The organism is Streptomyces sp. NPDC088732, assembly GCF_044751205.1.
GTDB lineage: Bacteria > Actinomycetota > Actinomycetes > Streptomycetales > Streptomycetaceae > Actinacidiphila.
Genome location: NZ_JBIVLI010000002.1, coordinates 501,182 through 521,812 on the forward strand (window position 1 = coordinate 501,182; position 20,631 = coordinate 521,812).

The 20,631-nt window shown below is 73.6% G+C and carries 17 protein-coding genes and 1 tRNA gene; 5 read left to right on the plus strand and 13 right to left on the minus strand.

Annotated elements, in window-relative coordinates; genetic code table 11:
- Positions 1-55: 55 nt before the first annotated feature.
- A complete protein-coding gene (locus tag ACIP9H_RS05170; protein ID WP_401583146.1) occupies positions 56-661 on the plus strand; it encodes a helix-turn-helix domain-containing protein in 606 nt (201 codons plus the stop codon).
- A 24-nt stretch (positions 662-685) separates the two neighbouring features.
- Positions 686-1,966: an MFS transporter gene (locus tag ACIP9H_RS05175; RefSeq protein ID WP_401583148.1), complete on the plus strand. Its 1,281-nt coding sequence runs from the start codon at positions 686-688 to the stop codon at positions 1,964-1,966.
- A 10-nt stretch (positions 1,967-1,976) separates the two neighbouring features.
- Here the strand turns inward: ACIP9H_RS05175 and ACIP9H_RS05180 are convergent, their stop codons facing one another.
- The 6 genes from ACIP9H_RS05180 to ACIP9H_RS05205 form a co-directional block, all read right to left on the minus strand.
- Positions 1,977-2,765, minus strand: coding sequence for a S16 family serine protease (locus tag ACIP9H_RS05180; RefSeq protein WP_401583150.1), 789 nt, complete (start codon positions 2,763-2,765; stop codon positions 1,977-1,979).
- 58 nt (positions 2,766-2,823) lie between these two features.
- Positions 2,824-3,489 (minus strand): helix-turn-helix domain-containing protein, encoded by a 666-nt coding sequence (locus ACIP9H_RS05185; protein ID WP_360906141.1) that lies wholly within the window; start codon positions 3,487-3,489, stop codon positions 2,824-2,826.
- Between the two features lie 297 nt (positions 3,490-3,786).
- On the minus strand, positions 3,787-5,589 hold the full coding sequence (locus ACIP9H_RS05190; protein WP_401583152.1) for a DEAD/DEAH box helicase: 1,803 nt from the start codon (positions 5,587-5,589) through the stop codon (positions 3,787-3,789).
- A gap of 845 nt (positions 5,590-6,434) precedes the next feature.
- The gene (locus ACIP9H_RS05195) at positions 6,435-6,800 is read right to left on the minus strand and encodes a type II toxin-antitoxin system death-on-curing family toxin (RefSeq protein WP_401583154.1); all 366 of its coding nucleotides are present in this window, start codon (positions 6,798-6,800) and stop codon (positions 6,435-6,437) included.
- Positions 6,801-6,817: 17 nt separating this feature from the next.
- Positions 6,818-7,018: a hypothetical protein gene (locus tag ACIP9H_RS05200; protein ID WP_401583156.1), complete on the minus strand. Its 201-nt coding sequence runs from the start codon at positions 7,016-7,018 to the stop codon at positions 6,818-6,820.
- A gap of 31 nt (positions 7,019-7,049) precedes the next feature.
- Positions 7,050-8,462, minus strand: a complete 1,413-nt coding sequence (locus ACIP9H_RS05205; RefSeq protein WP_401583158.1) for an MFS transporter — start codon at positions 8,460-8,462, stop codon at positions 7,050-7,052.
- A gap of 114 nt (positions 8,463-8,576) precedes the next feature.
- Between ACIP9H_RS05205 and ACIP9H_RS05210 the strand changes: the two genes are divergently transcribed.
- Together ACIP9H_RS05210 and ACIP9H_RS05215 are read left to right on the plus strand one after the other, a co-directional pair.
- Positions 8,577-9,446: an alpha/beta fold hydrolase gene (locus ACIP9H_RS05210; protein WP_401957573.1), complete on the plus strand. Its 870-nt coding sequence runs from the start codon at positions 8,577-8,579 to the stop codon at positions 9,444-9,446.
- Between the two features lie 91 nt (positions 9,447-9,537).
- Positions 9,538-9,612: transfer RNA gene (locus ACIP9H_RS05215), tRNA-Cys, on the plus strand.
- 72 nt (positions 9,613-9,684) lie between these two features.
- On the opposite strand, the gene ACIP9H_RS05220 is transcribed toward ACIP9H_RS05215, so the two are convergent.
- From ACIP9H_RS05220 to ACIP9H_RS05250, 7 genes are all read right to left on the minus strand, one after another.
- Entirely contained in the window at positions 9,685-11,112 is a 1,428-nt protein-coding gene (locus ACIP9H_RS05220; protein WP_401957576.1) for a PA14 domain-containing protein, read from the minus strand.
- Positions 11,113-11,247: 135 nt separating this feature from the next.
- Positions 11,248-13,581 (minus strand): xanthine dehydrogenase family protein molybdopterin-binding subunit, encoded by a 2,334-nt coding sequence (locus tag ACIP9H_RS05225; RefSeq protein WP_401583187.1) that lies wholly within the window; start codon positions 13,579-13,581, stop codon positions 11,248-11,250.
- Between the two features lie 61 nt (positions 13,582-13,642).
- On the minus strand, positions 13,643-14,929 hold the full coding sequence (locus ACIP9H_RS05230; protein WP_401583189.1) for a 2Fe-2S iron-sulfur cluster-binding protein: 1,287 nt from the start codon (positions 14,927-14,929) through the stop codon (positions 13,643-13,645).
- Positions 14,926-15,819, minus strand: a complete 894-nt coding sequence (locus tag ACIP9H_RS05235) for an FAD binding domain-containing protein (protein WP_401583191.1) — start codon at positions 15,817-15,819, stop codon at positions 14,926-14,928. Before ACIP9H_RS05235 ends, ACIP9H_RS05230 begins: the two co-directional genes overlap by 4 nt.
- A 297-nt stretch (positions 15,820-16,116) precedes the next feature.
- Positions 16,117-17,832: a beta-N-acetylhexosaminidase gene (locus tag ACIP9H_RS05240; protein ID WP_401583192.1), complete on the minus strand. Its 1,716-nt coding sequence runs from the start codon at positions 17,830-17,832 to the stop codon at positions 16,117-16,119.
- A 163-nt stretch (positions 17,833-17,995) separates the two neighbouring features.
- Positions 17,996-18,283, minus strand: coding sequence for a DUF3039 domain-containing protein (locus ACIP9H_RS05245; protein WP_360906149.1), 288 nt, complete (start codon positions 18,281-18,283; stop codon positions 17,996-17,998).
- An 11-nt stretch (positions 18,284-18,294) separates the two neighbouring features.
- On the minus strand, positions 18,295-18,873 hold the full coding sequence (locus tag ACIP9H_RS05250) for a YqgE/AlgH family protein (RefSeq protein ID WP_319664520.1): 579 nt from the start codon (positions 18,871-18,873) through the stop codon (positions 18,295-18,297).
- A gap of 252 nt (positions 18,874-19,125) precedes the next feature.
- On the opposite strand from ACIP9H_RS05250, the gene murA reads away from it, so the two are divergent.
- On the plus strand, positions 19,126-20,460 hold the full coding sequence (murA, locus tag ACIP9H_RS05255) for a UDP-N-acetylglucosamine 1-carboxyvinyltransferase (RefSeq protein ID WP_401583193.1): 1,335 nt from the start codon (positions 19,126-19,128) through the stop codon (positions 20,458-20,460).
- Positions 20,461-20,631: the final 171 nt, after the last annotated feature.

Genomic DNA, 20,631 nt, shown 5'->3' on the forward strand with positions numbered 1-20,631 from the left:
GCGGGACGCAAAGAAGTCGTTGCAAAGAACTCTTTGCACCCTCTACGGTGGACGCGTGCCCGACGAACCCACCGCCGACGCGCCCGGCCCCGACGTCATCAGCCTCGACCCGCGCACCCTGCGCGGACTCGCGCACCCGCTGCGCATCCGGCTGCTCGCCGCCCTGCGCGAGTACGGCCCCGCCACCGCCTCCGGGCTCGCGGCCCGGCTCGGCGAGTCCAGCGGCGCCACCAGCTACCACCTGCGGCAGCTGGCGACGTACGGGTTCGTGGAGGAGGACCCCGGACGCGGCACCGCCCGCGAACGCTGGTGGAAGGCCGCGCACACCGGCACCCGCTTCAACGCGGCGGGCTTCCTCGCCCACGAGGACCCCGACGTACGCGCCGCCATCGGCCTGTTCGGCCGGGAGGTCGCCGCGGCCCACGCCGACGAACTGCGGACCTGGCTCGACACCCTGGACGACTGGCCGCCGCAGTGGCGCGAGGCCTTCGACCTCAGCGACTTCGCCCTGCGGCTCACGCCCGCACAGGCCCGCGCCCTGCGGGCCGAACTGCACGCCGTGGTGGAGCGCTACCGCGACACGGACACCGAACGGCCCGACGGCGACGACGCCGCGCTCGTCCACGTCCATCTGCACGCCTTTCCGCGCGCCGCGGACTGACCGCACCGACCACGGGGGACCCGCATGGACACCGGAACCGGCATATCCGACGGCACCGAACGGGCCACCGGGCCCGCACCCGATCCACGGCCGCTGCGGCTCGTGCTGGCCGCCAACGTCGTGTCGATCAGCGGCAACGCGCTCACCGTGCTCGCCGTCCCGTGGTTCGTGCTCCAGACCACCGGCAGCGCCGCCCGCGCGGGACTGGCGGCCTTCTGCGGGACACTGCCGGTCGTGGTCTCCGCGCTCGGCGGCGGACCGGTCATCGACCGCTTCGGTCGGCGCAGGACGTCGGTGGTCTCGGACGCGGTGTGCGGGGTCGCCGTGGCCGCCATCCCGCTGCTGCACTTCGCCGGGGTGCTGCGCTTCTGGCAGTTGTGCGCGCTCATGGCGGTCAGCGGGCTCTTCCACGCCCCCGGCGAGACCGCCCGCGACGTGCTGCTGCCCGTGCTCGCCGAGCGCGCCGGGACACCGCTGGGGCGCGCCGCCGGCTACTTCGACGGCGCCTCACGCGGGGCGCGCATGCTGGGCGCCTCGCTCGGCGGGGTGCTCATCGCCGTCCTGGGCGCGGAGGCGGTGCTGCTGGTGGACGCGGCGACCTTTGGAGTCTCCGCCCTGCTGATCGCCTTCGGCATCCGCGGTCTGCGCGGCGCCGAACCGGCCCGGGACGCGGCACCGGCCTCCCTTCGCACCTACCGCGCCGAACTGCGCGAAGGCCTGGTCTTCCTCGTCCGCAGCCGGCTGCTGCTCGCCATCACGCTCATGGTCATGGTCACCAACGGCCTCGACGTGGGCTGGAGTTCGGTACTGCTGCCCGTGCACGCCGAACGGGAACTCGGCGGCTCGGTCCAACTCGGCCTGCTCTCCGGCCTCTTCGGAGCCGGCGCCCTCGCCGGGGCGCTGGCCTACGGCGCACTCGGCCACCGGCTGCCCCGGTGGCCGGTCTACACCGTGTGCTTCCTGCTGTGCGGGGCGCCGCGGTTCGCGGTCGCCGCCTGGGTGCCCGGATGGGGCGCCCTGGCCGCGACGATGCTGATCGGCGGCCTGGCGGCGGGGGCGCTCAACCCGATCCTGTCCACGGTGACGTTCGAGCACATCCCCGACGAACTGCGCACCCGGACCCTGGGCACCCTGGGCGCCGGCGTCCTGCTCACCACCCCGATGGGCGGCCTCGCGGCGGGCTTCCTGGTGGACGGCATCGGGCTGCCGGCCGCACTGCTCGCCGTCGGCGCGGTCTACCTCGCGGCGACACTGTGCCCGCTGGTCTTCCCCTCCTGGCGCACGATGGACGCCCGCCGCACTTAGGGCCGCCGCCCTAGCAGCTGGGGACCTTGCCGCCGCTCTCGAGCGCCTTGAGGGCGTCGATCGCGCCGTCGAGCGTGGTCACCGGCACCAGGCGCATCCCCTTGGGGAGTTCGGCCCTGGCGTCGGCACACTCGCCCTTCGGCACGAGGAAGACGGTCGCCCCGTCGCGCCGGGCGGCCTGCTCCTTGAGCGGGACACCGCCGACCGCGCCGACCTGGCCGCCCGGCGTGATCGTCCCCGTACCGGCGATCCGGCGGCCCCCGGTGAGGTCGCCGCCGTGACCGTTGCCGTTGATCTTGTCGATGATGCCCAGGCTGAACATCAGCCCGGCGCTGGGCCCGCCGACGTCCGCGAGATGGAGGCCGACCTTCACCTTGGAGGGCGACAGCCCGAGGTGCGCCAGGGCGGCCGTGGTCGCGGCGTCCTGCGACTCGGTCATCTCCGCCTGGTTGTGCTTCTCGATCTCCTTGACGCTGCCGCCGGTCGGGTAGACCGCGTCCCGCGGCATCGCCGCCTGGTCGGTGGCGAACCACGCCTTCAGCACATCGCCGAACCGCACCACGGCGTCCGGGTTCGTCGCGGCGATCGTCGTCATCCGCAGCTGGCCGGAGGTGTCCCGCGTCGGGGTGCCGCTGACGGTGATCACCGGCTGGCCCTGGTCGCTGCCGAGCACGTCGGCCGTCAGCCCCGGCACGACGATCGAGATCGGCAGGGGGGCGAACCCGGCGACCGCCAGCAGGGCGACGACGAGGGCCGCGCACACGGCGAGGGTCCGGCTGCGGGCGGTGGCGAAGGGCATGGGGTGAATGTAGTTCACCGCGCCGGGTGGGACGCGCCACGGGCCTCCCCCGCACCCGCTACCGCAGGGCGTCCGCGACCTCCACCGCCGCCTCCACCACCCGCGGCCCGACCCGCTCGGGCACCGAGTCGGCGAGCATGACCACCCCGACGCTCCCCTCTATCCCGGGTACGCCCACCAGCGGGGCCGCCGCGCCGCTCGCGCCGGCCTCCAGCTCGCCGTGGGTCAGGACGTAGCCGGGCCCCTCCGCGCAGCGCGGGTCGGGCTCGTACGGCTGCGTGTTGCGCCCGGCGAGGATCGCGCGGCCCGCGGCACCGCGGTCCAGGGAGTGCCGGAATCCGGTGCGGTAGGCGACGTGGTAGTCGGTCCAGCTGGGCTCGACGACCGCCACGGCCAGGGCCTCGGTCCCGTCGACCAGGGTGAGGTGGGCCGTGGCGCCGATGTCCTCGGCCAGGGAGCGCAGTGCGGGGAGCGCGGCCTCGCGCAGCAGCGGATGCACCTGGTGCGCCAGGCGCAGCACGCCGAGGCCGACCCGGGCGCGGCCGCCGAGGTCGCGGCGGACCAGCGAGTGCTGCTCCAACGTGGCCAGCAGGCGGTAGACGACCGTGCGGTTGACGCCCAGCTTCATGGCGAGCTCGGTGACGGTGAGCCCGTGGTCGGTGTCGGCCAGCAGCTTCAGGACCCGCAGGCCCCGGTCGAGCGTCTGAGACGTCTCCGCGGTCACGACGCCCCCTTCTCGTGAGTGGTGGCACCTCTCTCACGGCGGGAAGCATGCCGGTCCCACGGCAGGGCGCGGAGAAGCCACCGGTCGGTCTGGCGGTACCGGCTGCGCCCCGAGGCTGCGGGCCACGGCGCGTTGGGTGACCGGAACGGTAGCGATGCGTACCGCTCAGCGGAAGACTTCGTCCACAATCCGGTCATGCGACCGGGCGTGCCGACCCGTCGAACGCAAATCCTCCCGCCGACGGCACGTCACACCGCAAGATTCACAGCACACCTGACAGCCCGTCACTAACCGGGGTCAGCGCATCCGGGTGGCCCACTCCTGGACCTTCTTGATGCGCTCGTTGAGCTGCCCCGCCGTCGCCTCCGCGCTCGGCGGGCCGCCGCACACCCGGCGCAGCTCGTTGTGGATCACCCCGTGGGGCTTGCCGCTCTGGTGGTTGTACGCCGACACAAGGGTGTTGAGCCGCTTGCGGAGCTCCAGCATCTCCTTGTGGCTGACCACCGGGCGCCGCTCGGCGGGCAGTTCCAGCAGATCCGCCTCCGCGTCCGGCTTCTTGCGGCTGTGCGCGATCTGCCGCGCCTGACGCCGCTGGAGCAGCATCTGCACCTGGTCCGGCTCCAACAGGCCCGGAATGCCCAGGTAGTCCTGCTCCTCCTCGCTGCCCGGATGCGCCTGCATGCCGAACTCGGCGCCGTCGTACAGCACCCGGTCGAAGACCGCGTCCGACTCCAGCGCCTCGAACGGCAGCATGTCCTGCTCGCCCGTCTCCTCGTCCTGCTCCTTCTCGGCCTCGGCGAGCTCCTTCTCGGACTCCGCGTACGGGTCCTCCTCGCCCTCCTTCTTCGGCCGGTCCAGGACGTGGTCGCGCTCGACCTCCATCTCGTTGGCGAAGTCCAGCAGCATCGGGATCGTCGGCACGAACACCGACGCGGTCTCACCGCGCCGCCGCGACCGCACGAAACGGCCCACGGCCTGCGCGAAGAACAGCGGCGTCGAGATCGTCGTGGCGTACACGCCCACCGCCAGACGCGGCACGTCGACGCCCTCCGACACCATGCGGACCGCCACCATCCAGCGGTCCTCGCTCGCGCTGAACTCCTCGATGCGGGACGAGGCGTTCGCGTCGTCGGACAGCACCAGGGTCGCCTTGTGGCCGGTGATCTCCCGGATCAGCTTCGCGTACGCCCGCGCCGACTCCTGGTCCGTGGCGATCACCAGCGCACCCGCATCCGGGATCGACTTGCGGACCTCCGTCAGCCGGGTGTCCGCCGCGCGCAGCACATTGGGGATCCAGTCGCCCGTCGGAGCCAGCGCGGTGCGCCAGGCCTGCCCGATCGCGTCCCTCGTCATCGGCTCGCCCAGACGCGCCGCGATCTCGTCGCCCGCCTTCGTCCGCCAGCGCATGTTGCCGCTGTAGGAGAGGAAGATCACAGGGCGGACGACACCGTCCGCGAGCGCGTTCCCGTAGCCGTACGTGTAGTCCGCGGAGGAACGGCGGATGCCGTCGTTGCCCTCCTCGTACGTCACGAACGGGATGGGATTGGTGTCCGAACGGAACGGCGTACCCGTCAGCGCGAGCCGGCGGGTCGCCGGCTCGAACGCCTCCTGGCACGCCTCGCCCCACGACTTGCTGTCGCCCGCGTGGTGGATCTCGTCCAGGATCACCAGGGTCTTGCGCTGCTCGCACCGGTTGCGGTGCAGCATCGGACGCACGCCCACACCCGCGTAGGTCACCGCCACGCCGTGGTAGTCCCGCCCCACCGGGCCCGCGCTGTACTCCGGGTCCAGCTTGATGCCTATCCGCGCGGCCGCCTCCGCCCACTGCTTCTTCAGGTGCTCGGTGGGGGCGACCACGGTGATCTGCTGCACCAGGTGGTTGTGGAGCAGGTACGAGGCCAGGGTGAGCGCGAAGGTCGTCTTGCCCGCGCCCGGGGTCGCGACCGCCAGGAAGTCACGCGGCTGCGTTTCGATGTACCGCTCGAGCGCGCCCTGCTGCCAGGCGCGCAGCTTGCCGGCGGTGCCCCAGGGGGCGCGTCCGGGGAACGCGGGCGAGAGGTGGTGCGAGGCGCTGGCGCTGTGCGGGGCGGTGGTAGTCACGGGCTCCGGGTGACGGGTTGGGGGTCGGGGGGCCGTCACAGCCTACCCGGGGGCGGCGTCCAGGGTTTTTCCCCGCCCTCCCACCCGTGTGCCCCAGGAAGTCTGGGCGCCCCGGCGCAAGTGGTGTGCGGGCCGGGTCCGGGGCCTCCGGGGCTGCACGTCCTGGACCGGATATTTACGTGCGTTTCCAGCACCCACCATCGTTCACCCCGGATACCGCACACAAATATGCCGAACGTCCAGAACATCCACCCCTACGACCCCGCCCCCTCCGTCTTGTCAAGCGCCTGATCCCCGGTGGTGGATATGGAGGCGGCCGTGGCCCGGGTCGCAGTCAGCGCGACGGAATCGGGCCAGCAGCCTTTCGGCCGAGGGGTGTCCGCAGGTGGGCACTCGCGCCCGATCCCCGGCGGGGGTAGGAAGGCGGCCAGGTCACCCGTCGGTGCGGCACGGTCGGCTGCGGTCGATGATCAGCCGGCAGCGCTGGGCGGCCTCGCGATCCTCTCGCGGCACTTCCCGGTGCATTGGCGATCCGGCGCGGTCCAAGTGCCGACAGGTGACGGCCGCGCAGCGCCAACGAGCGGCCTGGGCACGGTGCCGTCTACACCCCCCACCGGGGATCAGGCGCGTGACGAGACCTGAGGGGGCGGGGTCGGAGGGGTGGCGTTCTGGACACTGGAGCATATTTGGGTGCATGGCCCGGGGTGATCAGGCCGGGTGCCTGAGGCACCTAAATGTGCTGTCCAGAATGGCAGCCCCGGAGGGCCCGCACCCGGCCCCCACACAACGCGCGTCGGGGCGCCCTGACTTCACAGGGCACACGGGCGGGAGGGCGGGGAAAGAACCTAACGAGCCGCCAAGCCCCGCAGGGCCTGCCCGATCACCACCGGCTCCGCGACCGCGCCGGACGCCACCGCGATCACCAGATCGTAGGCCGCATCCTGGTCAGCCGACCGCAGATCAACCCCGTTGATATCCAGAAGCACCGCCGCCGCCAGCCACGCGGTCCGCTTGTTGCCGTCCACGAGCGGGTGGTTGGCGGCGATGCCGTGCAGCAGGGCGCCCGCGCCCGCGTAGAGGTCCGGGTACGCGGCGACGCCGAACATGCGGGCGCGCGGCCGGTGGACGGCCGACGCGAACAGGCCCGGCTCGCGCACGGCCGGCGGCAGGCCACCGCACGCGAGGCGGGCGAGCTCCGTGACCTCGGCCACAGTGAGATGGCGCACACTCACTCCCCGAGCCTGCGCAGCAGTTCCGCGTGGGCGTCCGCGAGGGCTTCCCCGGATGCCGTGACGGGGGCCGTGTCGGCCCCCTGGTAGGCGCGTACGGCCGTGCGCACGAGTTCGGCGACCGTGACGCCGTGCGCGTCGGCCAGGTCGTCGAGGGACTCCCACTCGGCGTCGGTGAAGACGAGGGTCAGCTCTTTCACACCGCGACGGTAGCCGCCCGGCGGGTTCGACTCACCCCGATTTCGGACGGAGCCGTGCCGCCACGGCGACGCCCGCGAGGCCGAGCACGCCCAGGGGCAGGAAGACGGCGGCGAAGGCGCCCCTCGCGCCGCCCAGGGCGGCGAACGTGGTGCCCGCGGCGGCGACCAGGACGACGCTGGCCAGCGCGTCGGAGACCTGGAGCGCGGCGGAGTTGGCGCCGGCCTCGGAGGGCGGCGAGAGCTTGAAGAGGATGACGCTCAGGGAGGAGATGACCAGGCCCGCTCCCAGGCCGCCCACGGCCCACGCGGCGGCGGAGCTCCAGACCGGGGCGGCGCCGATCAGCGGCAGGGCGACGCCGGCCGTGGCGGCGGCCATGAGGAACATGCCGATGACGACCATGCGGTCCCGGTGCGGTTCGAGGCGGGGGCGCCCCTGGATCCAGGACCCGATGCCCCAGGTGATGCCGCCGGAGGCGAGGGAGAGTCCGGCGAGGGTCGGCGACAGGTGCCGTTGCGTGACGAGCATGAGCGGCACGAAGGTCTCGGCGCCGAGGAAGGTGCCCGAGGCGACTCCGCGCAGCAGGACCACCGACGGCAGCCCGCGCGCCGCGCGGAACGTGCCGCGCGGCAGCAGTCCGAGGGCTGCCGGGACGATGAGGGCCGCGCCGGCCGCCGCGAGGACCAGGGAGAGCGGCCGAAGGTCCTGTCCGGCGTACTGCAGCAGCCCGGCGCCCGCGGAGACCGCCAGGGCGAGCCGGATGCGGCGGCCGTCGGGTGCGCGGCGGTCGTCCGGGGGCGGCTGGACGGGCATCCGGCGCATCGCGGGCAGGCCGATGAGCAGCGGGGGCACGATCAGGACCGGGATGGCGAGGAAGACCCAGCGCCAGCCGAACTGCTCGGTGACCGTGCCCGCCACGAGCGGGCCGACGATGGAGGGCACCACCCAGGAGGCGGCGAAGCCGGCCATGACGGCGGGCCGCAGCCGTTCGGGGTAGGCCAGGCTCACGACGACGTACAGGGCGACGATGACGAGTCCGCCGCCGATGCCCTGGACGGCGCGGCCGAGGACGAACAGCCACATCGACTGGGCGGCGCCGGAGATCAGCAGGCCGGCGGCGAAGGCGCCGATGCCGGTGACGAGAGGCGCGAGCGGGCCGCTGCGGTCCGACCACTGGCCGCTGACGACCATGGCGAACAGCGAGGTCGTGAAGTAGCCGGAGAAGGCGAAGGCGTACAGCGGCAGTCCGTGGAGCTCGCGCGCGGCGACCGGCATGGCCGTGCCGACGGCGGTGGCCTCGAACGCGATGAGCAGGACGACCGAGACCATGGCGAGGGTCAGCGCGCGGTAGCGGCTGCCCAGGACGGTGTCGGTGCCGGGGTCCGGCCCAAGGAGGAGAGGTCTGTCTGAATTGCCGGGAATCGGCTCGGCTTCGGCGGTCGTCACCCGGACAGGGTAAGGGGCGTAGGCGGCTGTCGCCCCTGGCGTCCATGAACATCGGGGTCGGCCTTTCGGCCCAGGACCGGAGATGGACCGCGCCGGGCCGGGAAGGCGTAGGCCATGCCGCACTGCACTTCGTACGACGGAACCGAGATCGCCTACCGCGACCAGGGGGAGGGCCCGGTGCTCCTCGCGCTCGCCGGCGGGCCCGGCCGCGACGCCGCGTACCTGGGCGACCTGGCCGGGCTGGACACGGTCAGGCGCCTCGTCGTGCCGGACGGCCGCGGGACCGGGGACACCGCGCCGGCCCCCGACCCGCTGGCGTACTCCTTCCCACGGCTCGCGCAGGACGTGGAGGCGCTGCGCCGCCATCTGGGACTGGAGCGCTTCGCCCTGCTCGCGCACGACGCGGCCGCCGCGACCGCGCAGGCGTACGCCGCCGAGTACGGGGACCGGCTGACCCACCTGGTCCTGGTCGCGCCCGGCTCGCGGCTGCAGGGCGTCCGCCCGGACGACGCCCGCGCGATCTTCGAGAGCCGGGCGGGCGAGCCCTGGTGGCCCGACGCCGTCGCGGCGCTGGGCGAGCTGGAGAGCGCCGACGACCTGGACCGGGTCCGCGAACTGCTGCTCCTGGTGGCCCCCATGGCGTACGGCCGCTGGGACGCCCCCCAGCGCGACCACGCCGCCGCCGAGGGCGCCCAGACGCACCCGGTCCCCCGCGCCGGCTTCTGGCAGGGCGTCGACGAACAGGCCCGGCAGTCCCTCCTGGACCGGCTGCGCGAGGTGACCTGCCCCGTCCTCGTCGTCACCGGCGACCGCGACGCGGTCACCGGCATGCGGGCGGGCGAGGTCGTCGCGGACTCCTTCCCGCACGCCCGCCTGCGGCCCCTGCACGCCGTCGGCCACTACCCCTGGGTCGACGAACCCGCCCTGTTCCGCCCGGTGGTGGAGGAGTTCCTGGCGAGCGGGGCGGCTCCCGGCCCCTCATGAACGGCGTATGGCAGTCCTGTTGCGGCCCCGCCCGATCCGTTGACCCGCCCCGGGCGGGGCCGCCTATGGTCGAAGCACGTCACAGACGCCCGGCCGTGTGCCCGAGTGGTTCAGGGGCTCGACTGCAAATCGAGTTACGTGGGTTCGATTCCCGCCACGGCCTCCACCGCCCTGACCGGGCAGGCGAACGGGTGGCACCCCTGAGGGGTGCCACCCGTTCCGCTCTCAGGTCCGGCCGTCAGCCGGCGGCGGGAATGAACGTCTGGATGTCGCTGGCGGGCGAGTAGTTGCCGGCCGCGTCATAGGTGCGGGCCCGGTACTCGTAGGCGCTGCCGGCGGCCGGGGTGTCGCAGACGCCGGCGGTGGCGATGATGCTGCGCGGGTCGTACCCCGAGTGCAGGACCACCGCCCAGGTGTCCGTCCCGGCCGTCCGGCGCTCGATCTCCAATCCGTCGAAGTCACGGATCGGAGCCGGCGTGTAGTCGGTCGCGGTCGCGCGGATGCCGCCCGCGCAGGACCTCAGGGACAGCTCGGGAGCCTGCTGCGGAGCGATGCCGTCGGGGATGCCGAGCCAGAGCTCGTTGGCGGCGTTGGCGTCGAGGGAAGCCGGGCTGTACGTAGTGGTCCCGTTGTCGTTGGTGACGAGGACACGGTAGTGGCGCCACTCACCGTCGGCCCGGATGGGACCCGTGGTCCACGTGTTCTGCGTGGTCGTGCCGAGCAGGACCCACGTGTAGTAGCCCTGGTTCCCCAGGTCGTTGCTCAGAACCGTGTAGTGGTTGAACTGCGGCTCGGTGTTGAGCGGCCACTTCAGGGTGACCCTGCCGGTCGCGCTGCTGTACGTACCGGTCAAGGAGGTCACCACGGGCAGCGGGCGGACGACGGTGTCCGCGCTGCCCGAGGAGGTGTTGCCCGCCTTGTCCTTGGCGCGCACCTCGTAGTAGTAGGGGGTGCGGTCGTCGGGGTTGACGAGGGGGTCGGTCCAGCTGCGGGCGGTGGTCGTGGTGACCCGCGTCCAGGCGGTGGAGGTGACGGGCCGCCGGTAGAGGGAGTAGTTCGCCAGATCCATCTCCTTGTTGGCGGTCCAGGAGACGGTGGTCTTGCGGGTCTTGGTGTTGTACACGGTCTTCACGCCGGTGGGGGTGAGCGGCTTCGTCCTGTCGTACGTCGCCGACGTACGGGGCGCGTAGGTGAACTTGACCTTGGCGGCGCCGGTCCAGTTCACATGGTCGACGCGCAAGGTGTGCTTGCCGGAGGGCACCGTGAGGTTGACGCCCTTGGAGCGGGCGGTGTCGCCGGTGCTCTTCCACAGGTCGATCTTCCGCACGCCGTCCAGGTACACACGGACGCCGTCGGTGGCGGAGACGGTGAACGTGAAGGGCCCGCCTGAGCCGAAGTCACGCGTCACCGACCAGCGCACGCCGAAGTTGTTCGACGGCATACCGGCGGCCGGGCTGCCGGACCAGCTCTCGCTGACGGCGCTGTCGCAGTCCGTCCGCGCGGGGGAGCCGGAGAGCGCGGTGTTCTTGTAGAACGTGCGCTTGTAGACGTTCGTCGCACACGTGACACCGGCGGCCGACGCCTGCGGGGCGACGGTCAGCAGACCGCCGAGGGCGGCGACGCACAGGGTGCCGCCCAGGGCGGCGACGGATCTCTTGTGGGGCACGGGGGCCTTTCTCGCTGTGCGGGCAAGGACGTACGGCGAGAAGACCCGTGAGGCAGCTGAAAGGTTGCGCGGCTTGGACACCGGCGTGAACGCCCGGAGGCCGGGCGCCGACGCCCGCCGCACGCGGGCGGCAGGTCACGCCTGGGGGCGGACCACCGCGTGCTGGGGGCGGATCGGCAGGCGGCTGACCGGGCGGCCGGTGGCGGCGCGGACGGCGGCGGCGACGGCGGCCGGGGAGACCACGACGGGGGCGGCGCTGGCCGCCTTGGCGCCGAAGGGGGCCAGGACGTCGCGCTCCTCGACGAGGCGGACGATGCGCACCGCGGGGGCGTCGAGGGCCGTGGGCAGGGCGTAGCCGGTGAGGTTGGGCCGCTTGACGACGCCGCGCGGGGCGCGCAGGTCCTCCATGAGGGCCATGCCGACGCCCTGGGTGACGCCGGCCTCGATACGGGCCCGCAGCTGCGCGGGGTTGAGGACGCGGCCGACGTCCTGCGCGACGGCCATCTCCACGACCCGGACCGCGCCGAGTTCGATGTCGACGTCGACCACCGCGCGCACGGCGCAGAACGCCAGGCCCACGAAGGCGTCGCCCTGGCCGGTCTCGTCGAGCCGGTCGGTGGGGTGCGGACGGCACTGCGCGGTGGCCCACAGCTCCTTGCCGGCCAGCTCCTCCTCGACGGTGGTGGAGAGCACCCCGTCGTAGCTGGTGATCTTGCCGTCGGCGATGGTGAGCAGTTCCGCCGACATGCCGAACTTCCCGGCGAGCGGCTGGAGGAGCTGGGTGCGCACCATCTTGGCGGCCCGTTCGACGGCGCCGCCGGACACCCAGGTGTGGCGGCCGCGCGCGGCGGCGCCCGCCGGCGGCTGGTCGGTGTCGGAGGGCAGGACGCGGACGTCCTCGATGCCGAGGACCTCCTGCACGATCTGCCGGGCGAGGGTGGCGAAGCCCTGGCCGGTGTCGACGGCGGCGCAGATGACGGTGGCGGCGCCGTCGTGGACGCGCACGGTGGCGGTGGAGACCTCGTCGGTGCCCTCGGCGCCGAGCATGTGCACCATGCCGAGCGCGTAGCCCACGCCGCGGCGCACGGCGCCCGGTTCGCCGGCGCCCTCCAGGCCGCCGGGGAGCAGCCACTCGGACTCGTCGTCGTCCACGGGCAGCGGCGGCAGGTCGGCGTCGCGCACGGCCTTCAGCAGCTCGCCGACGGGCGCCGGGCAGGTGACGGACTGCCCGGTGGGCAGCAGGTCGCCGGTGGCCATGACGTTGCGCATGCGGATCTCGGCCGGGTCCAGGCCGAGTCTGGCGGCGAGCTTGTCCATCTGGCCCTCGTAGGCCGCGCAGACCTGCATCGCGCCCTCGCCCCGGACGTGGCCGGAGGGCGGGTTGTTGGTGCGCACCGCCCAGCCCTCGACGAAGACGTGCGGGACGACGTACGGGCCCGCGGCGAAGGCCACGGCGGCGGCCAGCGCGTCGGACGAGGTGTCGGCGTAGGCGCCCGCGTCCAGCAGTACCTGGGCCTCGACCTTGACCAGCCGGCCCTCGGCGTCGGCGTGGTGGCGGTAGCGCAGCAGTGTGGGGTGGCGGTGGCTGTGGCTGAGGAAGGACTCCTCGCGGGTGGCCACGAACTTCACCGGGCAGCCGGTCTTCAGCGCGAGCAGCCCGAGCGGGATCTGCACCCCGGAGTCCTCGCGGTCGCCCATCGCGCCGGGCACGCCGGTGACGACGACCTTGACGCGGTCCTGCTCCAGGCCGAAGCAGGCGGCGGCCAGGTCGCGGTCGGTGTGCGGGTCGGTGGAGGCGACGTAGAGCTCGACGCCGCCGTCCGGGCGGGGCACGGCGAGGCCGGCCTCGGCGCCGATGGGGGCGGGGTCCTGGCGGCCCACCCGGTACAGGCCCTCGACGACGACCTCGCCGACCGCGTCCGGGTCGCCGAACTGCAGCGGGATGTGCCGGATCAGGTTGCCGTCAGGGTGCAGCGGGGGTGCGGAGAAGGCCCGTTCGGGGTCGATGACGGGTTCCAGCACCTCGTACTCGACCTGGATGGCGGCGGCGGCCAGCCGGGCGGTGTCGGGGTGGTCGGCGGCCACGGCGGCGATGGCCTCGCCGTGGTGCCGGACGGTGTCCTTGGCGAAGACCGGGCGGTCGGCGACGCGGCGGCCGTGCATGGCGTCGCCGGGCACGTCCTCGTGGGTCACCACGGCCCGTACGCCGGGCATCGCGACGGCTTCGGCGGTGTCGATGGAGACGATGCGCGCGTGCGGGTGCGGGGAGCGCAGCACGGCCGCCCACAGCAGGCCCTCGGCCCACAGGTCGGCGGCGTAGGGGTAGGTGCCCTGGGCCTTGGCGGTCGAGTCGGCGGCGGGCAGCGAGGTGCCGATGCCGTGGGGGTGCGCGTCGGCGGGCGGCGTCTCGGCGGCGGCCGCCGGGGTGCCCATGGCCGGAGTGGCCGTCGCGGCGTCGGGGCCCGTCATCGCGCGTACCTTTCGCTGCCGCGAGGGGTGGGGTGGTGCGGGGTGCGGTGGAGTCGCGGGGTCACGCCGGGCCTCCGGTGGAGGGGCGCGGGTGCGGGACGCGGGCGGCCTCCGCGGCCGGTTCGCCGTCGGCGCCGTCGGCCGCCTCCGCGGCCTCCTCGCGCTCCGCGACGATCGTGCGGACGGCCTCCAGGACACCGTGGTAGCCGCTGCAGCGGCAGAGGTTGCCGCTGATGGCCTGCCGGGTCTCCAGCTCGCTGGGGTGGTGGTTGCCCTCCAGCAGGTCGTGCACGGTCATCGCCATGCCCGGGATGCAGAAACCGCACTGCACTGCCCCGCACTCGGCGAGCGCCCGCTGCACGTCGGAGGGCCGGCCGTCGGTGGACAGCCCCTCGACCGTGCGGACGTCGGAGCCCGCCGCGGTCGCGGCGGGCACCAGGCAGGAGGCGACGAGCCGGCCGTCGACCTTGACCGAGCAGGCACCGCACTCGCCCTGCTCGCAGCCGTCCTTGGCGCCGGCCAGACCCAGCCGCTCGCGCAGGACGTAGAGCAGGGACTCGCCGAGCCACGCGTCGGTGACGGGGCGGTCGGTGCCGTTCACGTTGAGGACGTAGGAGGCCAGCGGGTGTTCGCTGTGCGGGTCCTCGGGCCCGTCGGCGCCGGGCTCCTCGATGGACGGGTCCTCGTCACCGGCGGCGCCGGCGTCCGCGGGACCGTCGTGGGGCGCCGGTACGGGCTCCGCGACCTCGGGCGGCAGGGGCGCGGAGTCCGGCAGCCGGTACTCGCCGGACTCCTCCGCGGTGCCGTCCGGGGTGATCGGCAGCTTCCACTGGCCGGTGGCGTCGGGCGGCAGCGACCAGCCCTCGGAGCGCGGCGCCGTGGGCGGTGCCTGCCGGCCGGCGCCGGCCGCCCACGGGGCGGGCTCGGGCGCGGACGCGAAGGCCCCCACCGAGTACTCGCCCGAGTCCCCCGGGTCGCCGGGGTTCTCCGCGCGTTCGTCGCGGACGACGGGGACGGCCCAGGTGGTCGCCGGGTCCTCGCCCTGCGCCGGACCGGCGGGCGCCGCGGTACCGACGGTGACCGGGAAGTCCGCGGGGCCCTGCGGGGGCTGCGGGGCGTAGCCGTGGCCGGGGGCGGCGAGCGGGTCGGCGCCGGGCTCGGTCATGGACAGCTGCGCGGCGAAGGACACGTGCATGGTCTGGTCGGAGTCGTACTCGCCGTGGGGCACGGGCTGCCACACCCCGTGCCCGGGGGCGAATCCCCCGGCCTCCGGGCCGGGAGTCCCCATGGGGGGCTGGTCGGTCATACGCCCGTCCGATGTCCTGTCGTCGTACATGTCGTCGCTCATGCCAGTGCCCTCCCCAGCGCGCGGCGGGCCAGTGCGGCCACCGTACGCCGCAGCTGCACGGCCGCGGCGGGCAGTTCGGGGGCCGGTGCGCCGTCCGGGGCCGGCAGGGGGTCGGGGATGCAGGCGGCGGCGACGTACTCGCCGAAGGCCGTGAGGGCCTCGGGTGCCAGCGTCCGCTCGCCGTCCCAGTCGATCAGTCCGGCGACCCAGCGTTCGGCCTCGAGCGGCCGCAGCGGCACTGGTGCGACGGCTCCCACCGCGCAGCGTACGCCCCGGCGGGCCGGGTCGAGGACGAGGGCGACGGAGGCGATCGCGCGGCCGGGCCCGGTGCGGCCGGTGGCCTTGAGGAAGGTCTGCGGCGCGTGCAGCAGCGGGACCCGCACGTACGCCAGGAGCTCGCCGGGCCGCAGCGGGTCCATGCCGGTGAGCAGGTGGCTGACGGGCAGTTCACGGTTGCCCTCGGGCCCGGCGACGACGACCGAGGCCTCCAGGGCGGCGAGCACGGGCAGCGAGTCGCCGGTGGGTGCGGCGCCGGCGATGTTGCCGCCCAGCGTGCCGGCGTTGCGGATCTGCGGGGGGCCGGCCGCGCGGGCGGCGGCGGCCAGGGCGGGGATGAGCGCGGCGAAGTCCGGGCGGCCCATGCGGGCGTGGGTCAGGCCGGCACCGAGGAGCGCGGCGCCGTCCGCGTACTGCCAGCCGCGGATCTCGCTGATCCGGCCGAGGCCGACGAGTCCCGCGGGGCGCAGCAGCCCGGCGTTCACGGCCGCCATGAGGTCGGTGCCTCCGGCGACGGGCACGGCTGCGGGCGTGGCGGCCAAGGCCGCCACGGCCTCGTCGAGCGAGGACGGCAATGCGACATCGCGCGTTGCCTGCCGTGCGTACGTGCTCACGCAGCTGCCCCTTCCCCGGCTGTCCGCGGTGCGGTAGCCGTACGGTACGTGCTGACAGCCCGGACGTGGCAACTCTGGCACATCTTCCGGGGTGATCAACGCGAGGGTCGCAAAGGGAAGCCCGCCCTCCGGATGGACATCCGACCGCTTTGCACCTTTCTCCGGCCGGCGGGACGAAATGGCAGAAGTGGAAGAAATGCCATCCTTTGCGCGTCTTGCGGTGTTTGACCGTTTGGTCGTTCGCCGCATCCACCCTGCCAGCCCCGGCGGTGCCGGGGCCGCGGGTTGTGGCAGGGCTCACACGATCGGGGGCGGGCCCTCGATCGGGCGTCCGACGACTCCGGGACGCCGCTGCCACGGCAGCGGGCCGCCCGGCGGCCGGTATTCGACCCCCAGTGCGTCAAGTCGCCCGTAGTGGGTGGCCATTCGCGCGACGAAGCCCTCGACGTCCCGTTCGGCCGGCGCCGGCAGCGGGCTCCACGCCGTCTCCGCGAACGCGGCCAGCCGCGGGAAGGCCATGTAGTCCACGGCCCGCACCGTGTCCATCGTCTCGGTCCAGATGTTGGCCTGCGCGCCGATGACCCGGGCCGCCTCGCGCGGGCCGAGGCTGTCCGGCACCGGCTCGAACCGGTAGACGTCCTCCAGGGTCCGCACATGCGCGATCGGCACCGGCTCGTCGTCGCCGGGAGCCTGCCGCCAGTCCAGGTAGACCTGTGACTCCGGGCACATCACGACGTCGTGGCCCGCCCGGGCGGCCGCGATGCCGCCCTCGTAACCGCGCCAGGAGGACACCGCCGCGCCCGGCGTGAGGCCGTACTCGGTCGTCTCGTCCCCGGGCACCCGCTCCCCCGACCGGCGTTCCCCCGAGGGCGACTTGGCGGCGCCGGAGCCCATGCCGCCTTCCAGGATCTCGTCCCAGCCGATGAGGCGCCGGCCGCGGTCGGCCAGCCAGCGGTCGAAGTGGCGGACGAACCAGCTCTGGAGCTCGTCCTCGTCGCGCAGGCCGAGCTCCTTGATGCGGGCCTGGACCACGGCCGAGGCCTTCCACTGGTCCTTGGGGCACTCGTCGCCGCCGAGGTGCACGAAGGTCGACGGGAAGAGCGCCAGGACCTCGGTCAGCACGTCCTCGTAGAAGCGCAGGGTGCTCTCCACCGGTGCCAGGACGTTGGGGTTGATGCCCCAACCGGTCAGCACCTCAAGGGCGGTGGTGTCGACCACGTCGGTGACACCGAGTTCGGGGTAGGCGGCGATGGCGGCCTGCGAGTGCCCGGGGATGTCGATCTCGGGGACGACGGTGACGTGCCGCTCGGCGGCGTACGCGACGATCTCGCGGATGTCGTCGTGGGTGTAGTAGCCGCCGTGCGGGCGCTCGTCCCACAGCGGCGACTCGCGCAGGCCCACCTTGGTACGGGTGCGCCAGGAGCCGACCTCGGTGAGCCGCGGGTGGCGGCGGATCTCCACCCGCCAGCCCTGGTCGTCCGTCAGGTGCAGGTGCAGGACGTTGAGTTTGTGCGCCGCGAGCAGGTCGACGTAGCGCAGCACGACGTCCTTGGGCATGAAGTGCCGTGCGACGTCCAGCAGTACCCCGCGCCACGCGAAGCGGGGGGTGTCGGCGATGTCGCAGTACGGCAGGCGCCAGGAGCGGCCCGGCAGCGGCGCCCGGCGGTACGCCTCGGCCCCCAGCAGCTGGCGCAGCGTCTGCGCGCCCCAGAACAGCCCCGCGGGCCCGCCGCCGTCGACCCGGACGCCCTGTCCGGGGGCCACCGACAGCCGGTAGCCCTCGGCGCCGAGTTCCGCGGTGACCTCGGGGTCCAGCCGCAGGGTGATCGATCCGTCGCCCGCGCCGTCGCCGGGCAGCAGCGCGAGGCCGGTGGCCGCGCCCAAGACGGACCGCAGCCAGCGGGCGGCCGGCTCCGCCCCGGGGCCCGCGGACAGCGCCGTGCCGGGACGCAGTTCGAAGTGACCGATGTCGGCGTGCCGGTGCGCCTCCACGGGCGCCGGGATGAGATCCATGGCGCCCATCCTGCCGGGCGGGACGAGATTGGCATAGACCATTCACGCCATCTTGGCGCCCCGCCGCCGCCCGCCCGCCCCCGCCGGCACGCCCGGACGCCGGGCAGCGCAAAAGGCGCGACCGCCCTGTTCCGGCGGCCGCGCCCGTCCGGGCCCGCGGCGGCTACTTCTTGCCGCTCTTGTCCTTGTCGCCGCCGCCACCGGCGGGCATGGACTCGAAGATCTCCTTGCACATGGGGCAGACCGGGTACTTCTTGGGGTCGCGGCCGGGCACCCAGACCTTGCCGCACAGCGCGACCACCGGAGATCCGGAGAGCGCGCTCTCCATGATCTTGTCCTTCTGCACATAGTGCGCGAAGCGCTCGTGGTCGCCATCGCCGTTCGACACCTGCGGGGTCGGCTCGACGAGGGTGCCGGTGCCCGCCCCGCGCTCGGGCTCAAGAGTGCTCATGGCACGCAAGCCTAATTGAGAGACGGATCGTCCGGGTACGTGGCGACCATCGCGAGTTCGCTGCGCTGCCGCCGCAGGACCGAGCGCCACAGCTGCTCCGGGTCGGGCGAGAACACGTCCCCCGGCTCGGACTCCACCACGTACCAGGCGCCCTCGACGAGCTCGTCCTCCAGTTGGCCGGGCCCCCATCCGGCGTACCCGGCGAAGATCCGCAACGAGCCCAGCTCGGCCGCCAGCAGCTCCGGCGGCGCCTCCAGGTCCACCAGGCCGATCGCGCCGAACACCCGGCGCCAGCCCAGCGGCTCCCCGTCCTCGCCGTCCCGGGGCTCCCCGGGGACGACCGCCAGGCCGAGCGCGGAGTCCAGGGAGACCGGGCCGCCCTGGAAGACCACCTGCGGGGAACCCGCCAGGTTCGCCCACGGCTCCAGGACGTCACCGACACCGACCGGTGTGGGACGGTTGAGGACCACACCCAAGGAGCCCTCCTCGTCGTGGTCGAGGAGCAGCACCACCGCCCGGTCGAAATTGGGGTCCGCGAGGGCGGGCGTCGCGACGAGGAGCCTGCCGGTGAGCGATGACACTTCGGTCATGGTCAACATAATCCCGCATTACTCCTCCGCGCGGGGTGGCAATGCGACGCATCAGGTACTCCCGGGACGCCCGGGACAGCCGTGGCGGCGACCCTCCGGCACCGCGCGACCGCACAGGGTGCTGTAGCGAAGCCATTACATGAGTAGGACCTCACAGCCCTGACCGCGGGCACGGAAGGCCGATTACCATTTCCCTCCGGTGCCTGCGGGGACCCCGCCTCATTTCTGCCCCTCTCCAGGAACGCGAGAGCAATGACCGGCCTTAACGATGTACTGCTCGTCCACGGCGGCACCCCGCTGGAGGGTGAAATCCATGTGCGCGGCGCGAAGAACCTCGTGCCGAAGGCCATGGTGGCCGCCCTGCTCGGCAGCGAGCCGAGCCGGCTGCGCAATGTGCCCGCCATCCGGGACGTGCGCGTGGTGCGGGGCCTGCTCCAGCTGCACGGCGTGACGGTGCGGGAGGGCGAGGAGCCCGGCGAGCTGGTGCTCGACCCGTCGAAGGTGGAGAGCGCCAACGTCGCCGACATCGACGCGCACGCAGGCTCCTCACGCATCCCGATCCTCTTCTGCGGCCCGCTGCTGCACCGTCTGGGGCATGCCTTCATCCCGGGCCTGGGCGGCTGCGACATCGGCGGCCGGCCGATCGACTTCCACTTCGACGTGCTGCGCAAGTTCGGCGCGGTCATCGAGAAGCGCCCCGAGGGCCAGTACCTGGAGGCCCCGCAGCGGCTGCGCGGCTGCAAGATCGAGCTCCCGTACCCGTCGGTCGGCGCGACCGAGCAGGTGCTGCTGACGGCCGTGCTGGCCGAGGGCGTCACCGAGCTGGGCAACGCCGCGATCGAGCCGGAGATCGAGGACCTCATCTGCGTCCTGCAGAAGATGGGCGCCATCATCACGATGGGCACCAACCGCACCATCCACATCACCGGCGTGGACAAGCTCGGCGGCTACAACCACCGCGCCCTGCCGGACCGGCTGGAAGCCGCCTCCTGGGCCTGCGCGGCCCTGGCCACCGAGGGCAACATCTACGTCCGCGGCGCCAGCCAGCGCGAGATGATGACCTTCCTCAACGTCTTCCGCAAGGTCGGCGGCGCCTTCGAGGTCGACGACCACGGCATCCGCTTCTGGCACCCCGGCGGCCCGCTGAACGCCATCGCCCTGGAGACCGACGTCCACCCCGGCTTCCAGACCGACTGGCAGCAGCCGCTGGTCGTGGCGCTGACGCAGGCCTCCGGCCTGTCCATCGTCCACGAGACGGTCTACGAGTCCCGGCTCGGCTTCACCTCGGCGCTCAACCAGATGGGTGCCCACATCCAGCTCTACCGCGAGTGCCTGGGCGGCACCCCCTGCCGCTTCGGCCAGCGCAACTTCCTGCACTCCGCGGTCGTCAGCGGCCCCACGCGGCTCCAGGGCTCCGACCTGGTCATCCCGGACCTGCGCGGCGGCTTCTCGTACCTGATCGCCGCCCTCGCGGCGCAGGGCACCTCGCGGGTGCACGGCATCGACCTGATCAACCGCGGCTACGAGAACTTCATGGAGAAGCTGGAGAAGCTCGGCGCCAAGGTCGAGCTGCCCGCCGCGAGCTGACCGGCAGGGCCCAGGAGGACCGCTCGCGGGCCGCCGGGGCCCCGGGCGGTCGCCGGGCCCTCCAAGGCCCCAGCGGGCCCCCAGGCGTGGGGGGGGGGGGGGGGGGCGGGGGGGGGGGGGGGGGGGGGGGGGCCCCGCGGGCGGGCTAGGGCAGGGGGGGGGGGGAGAGGG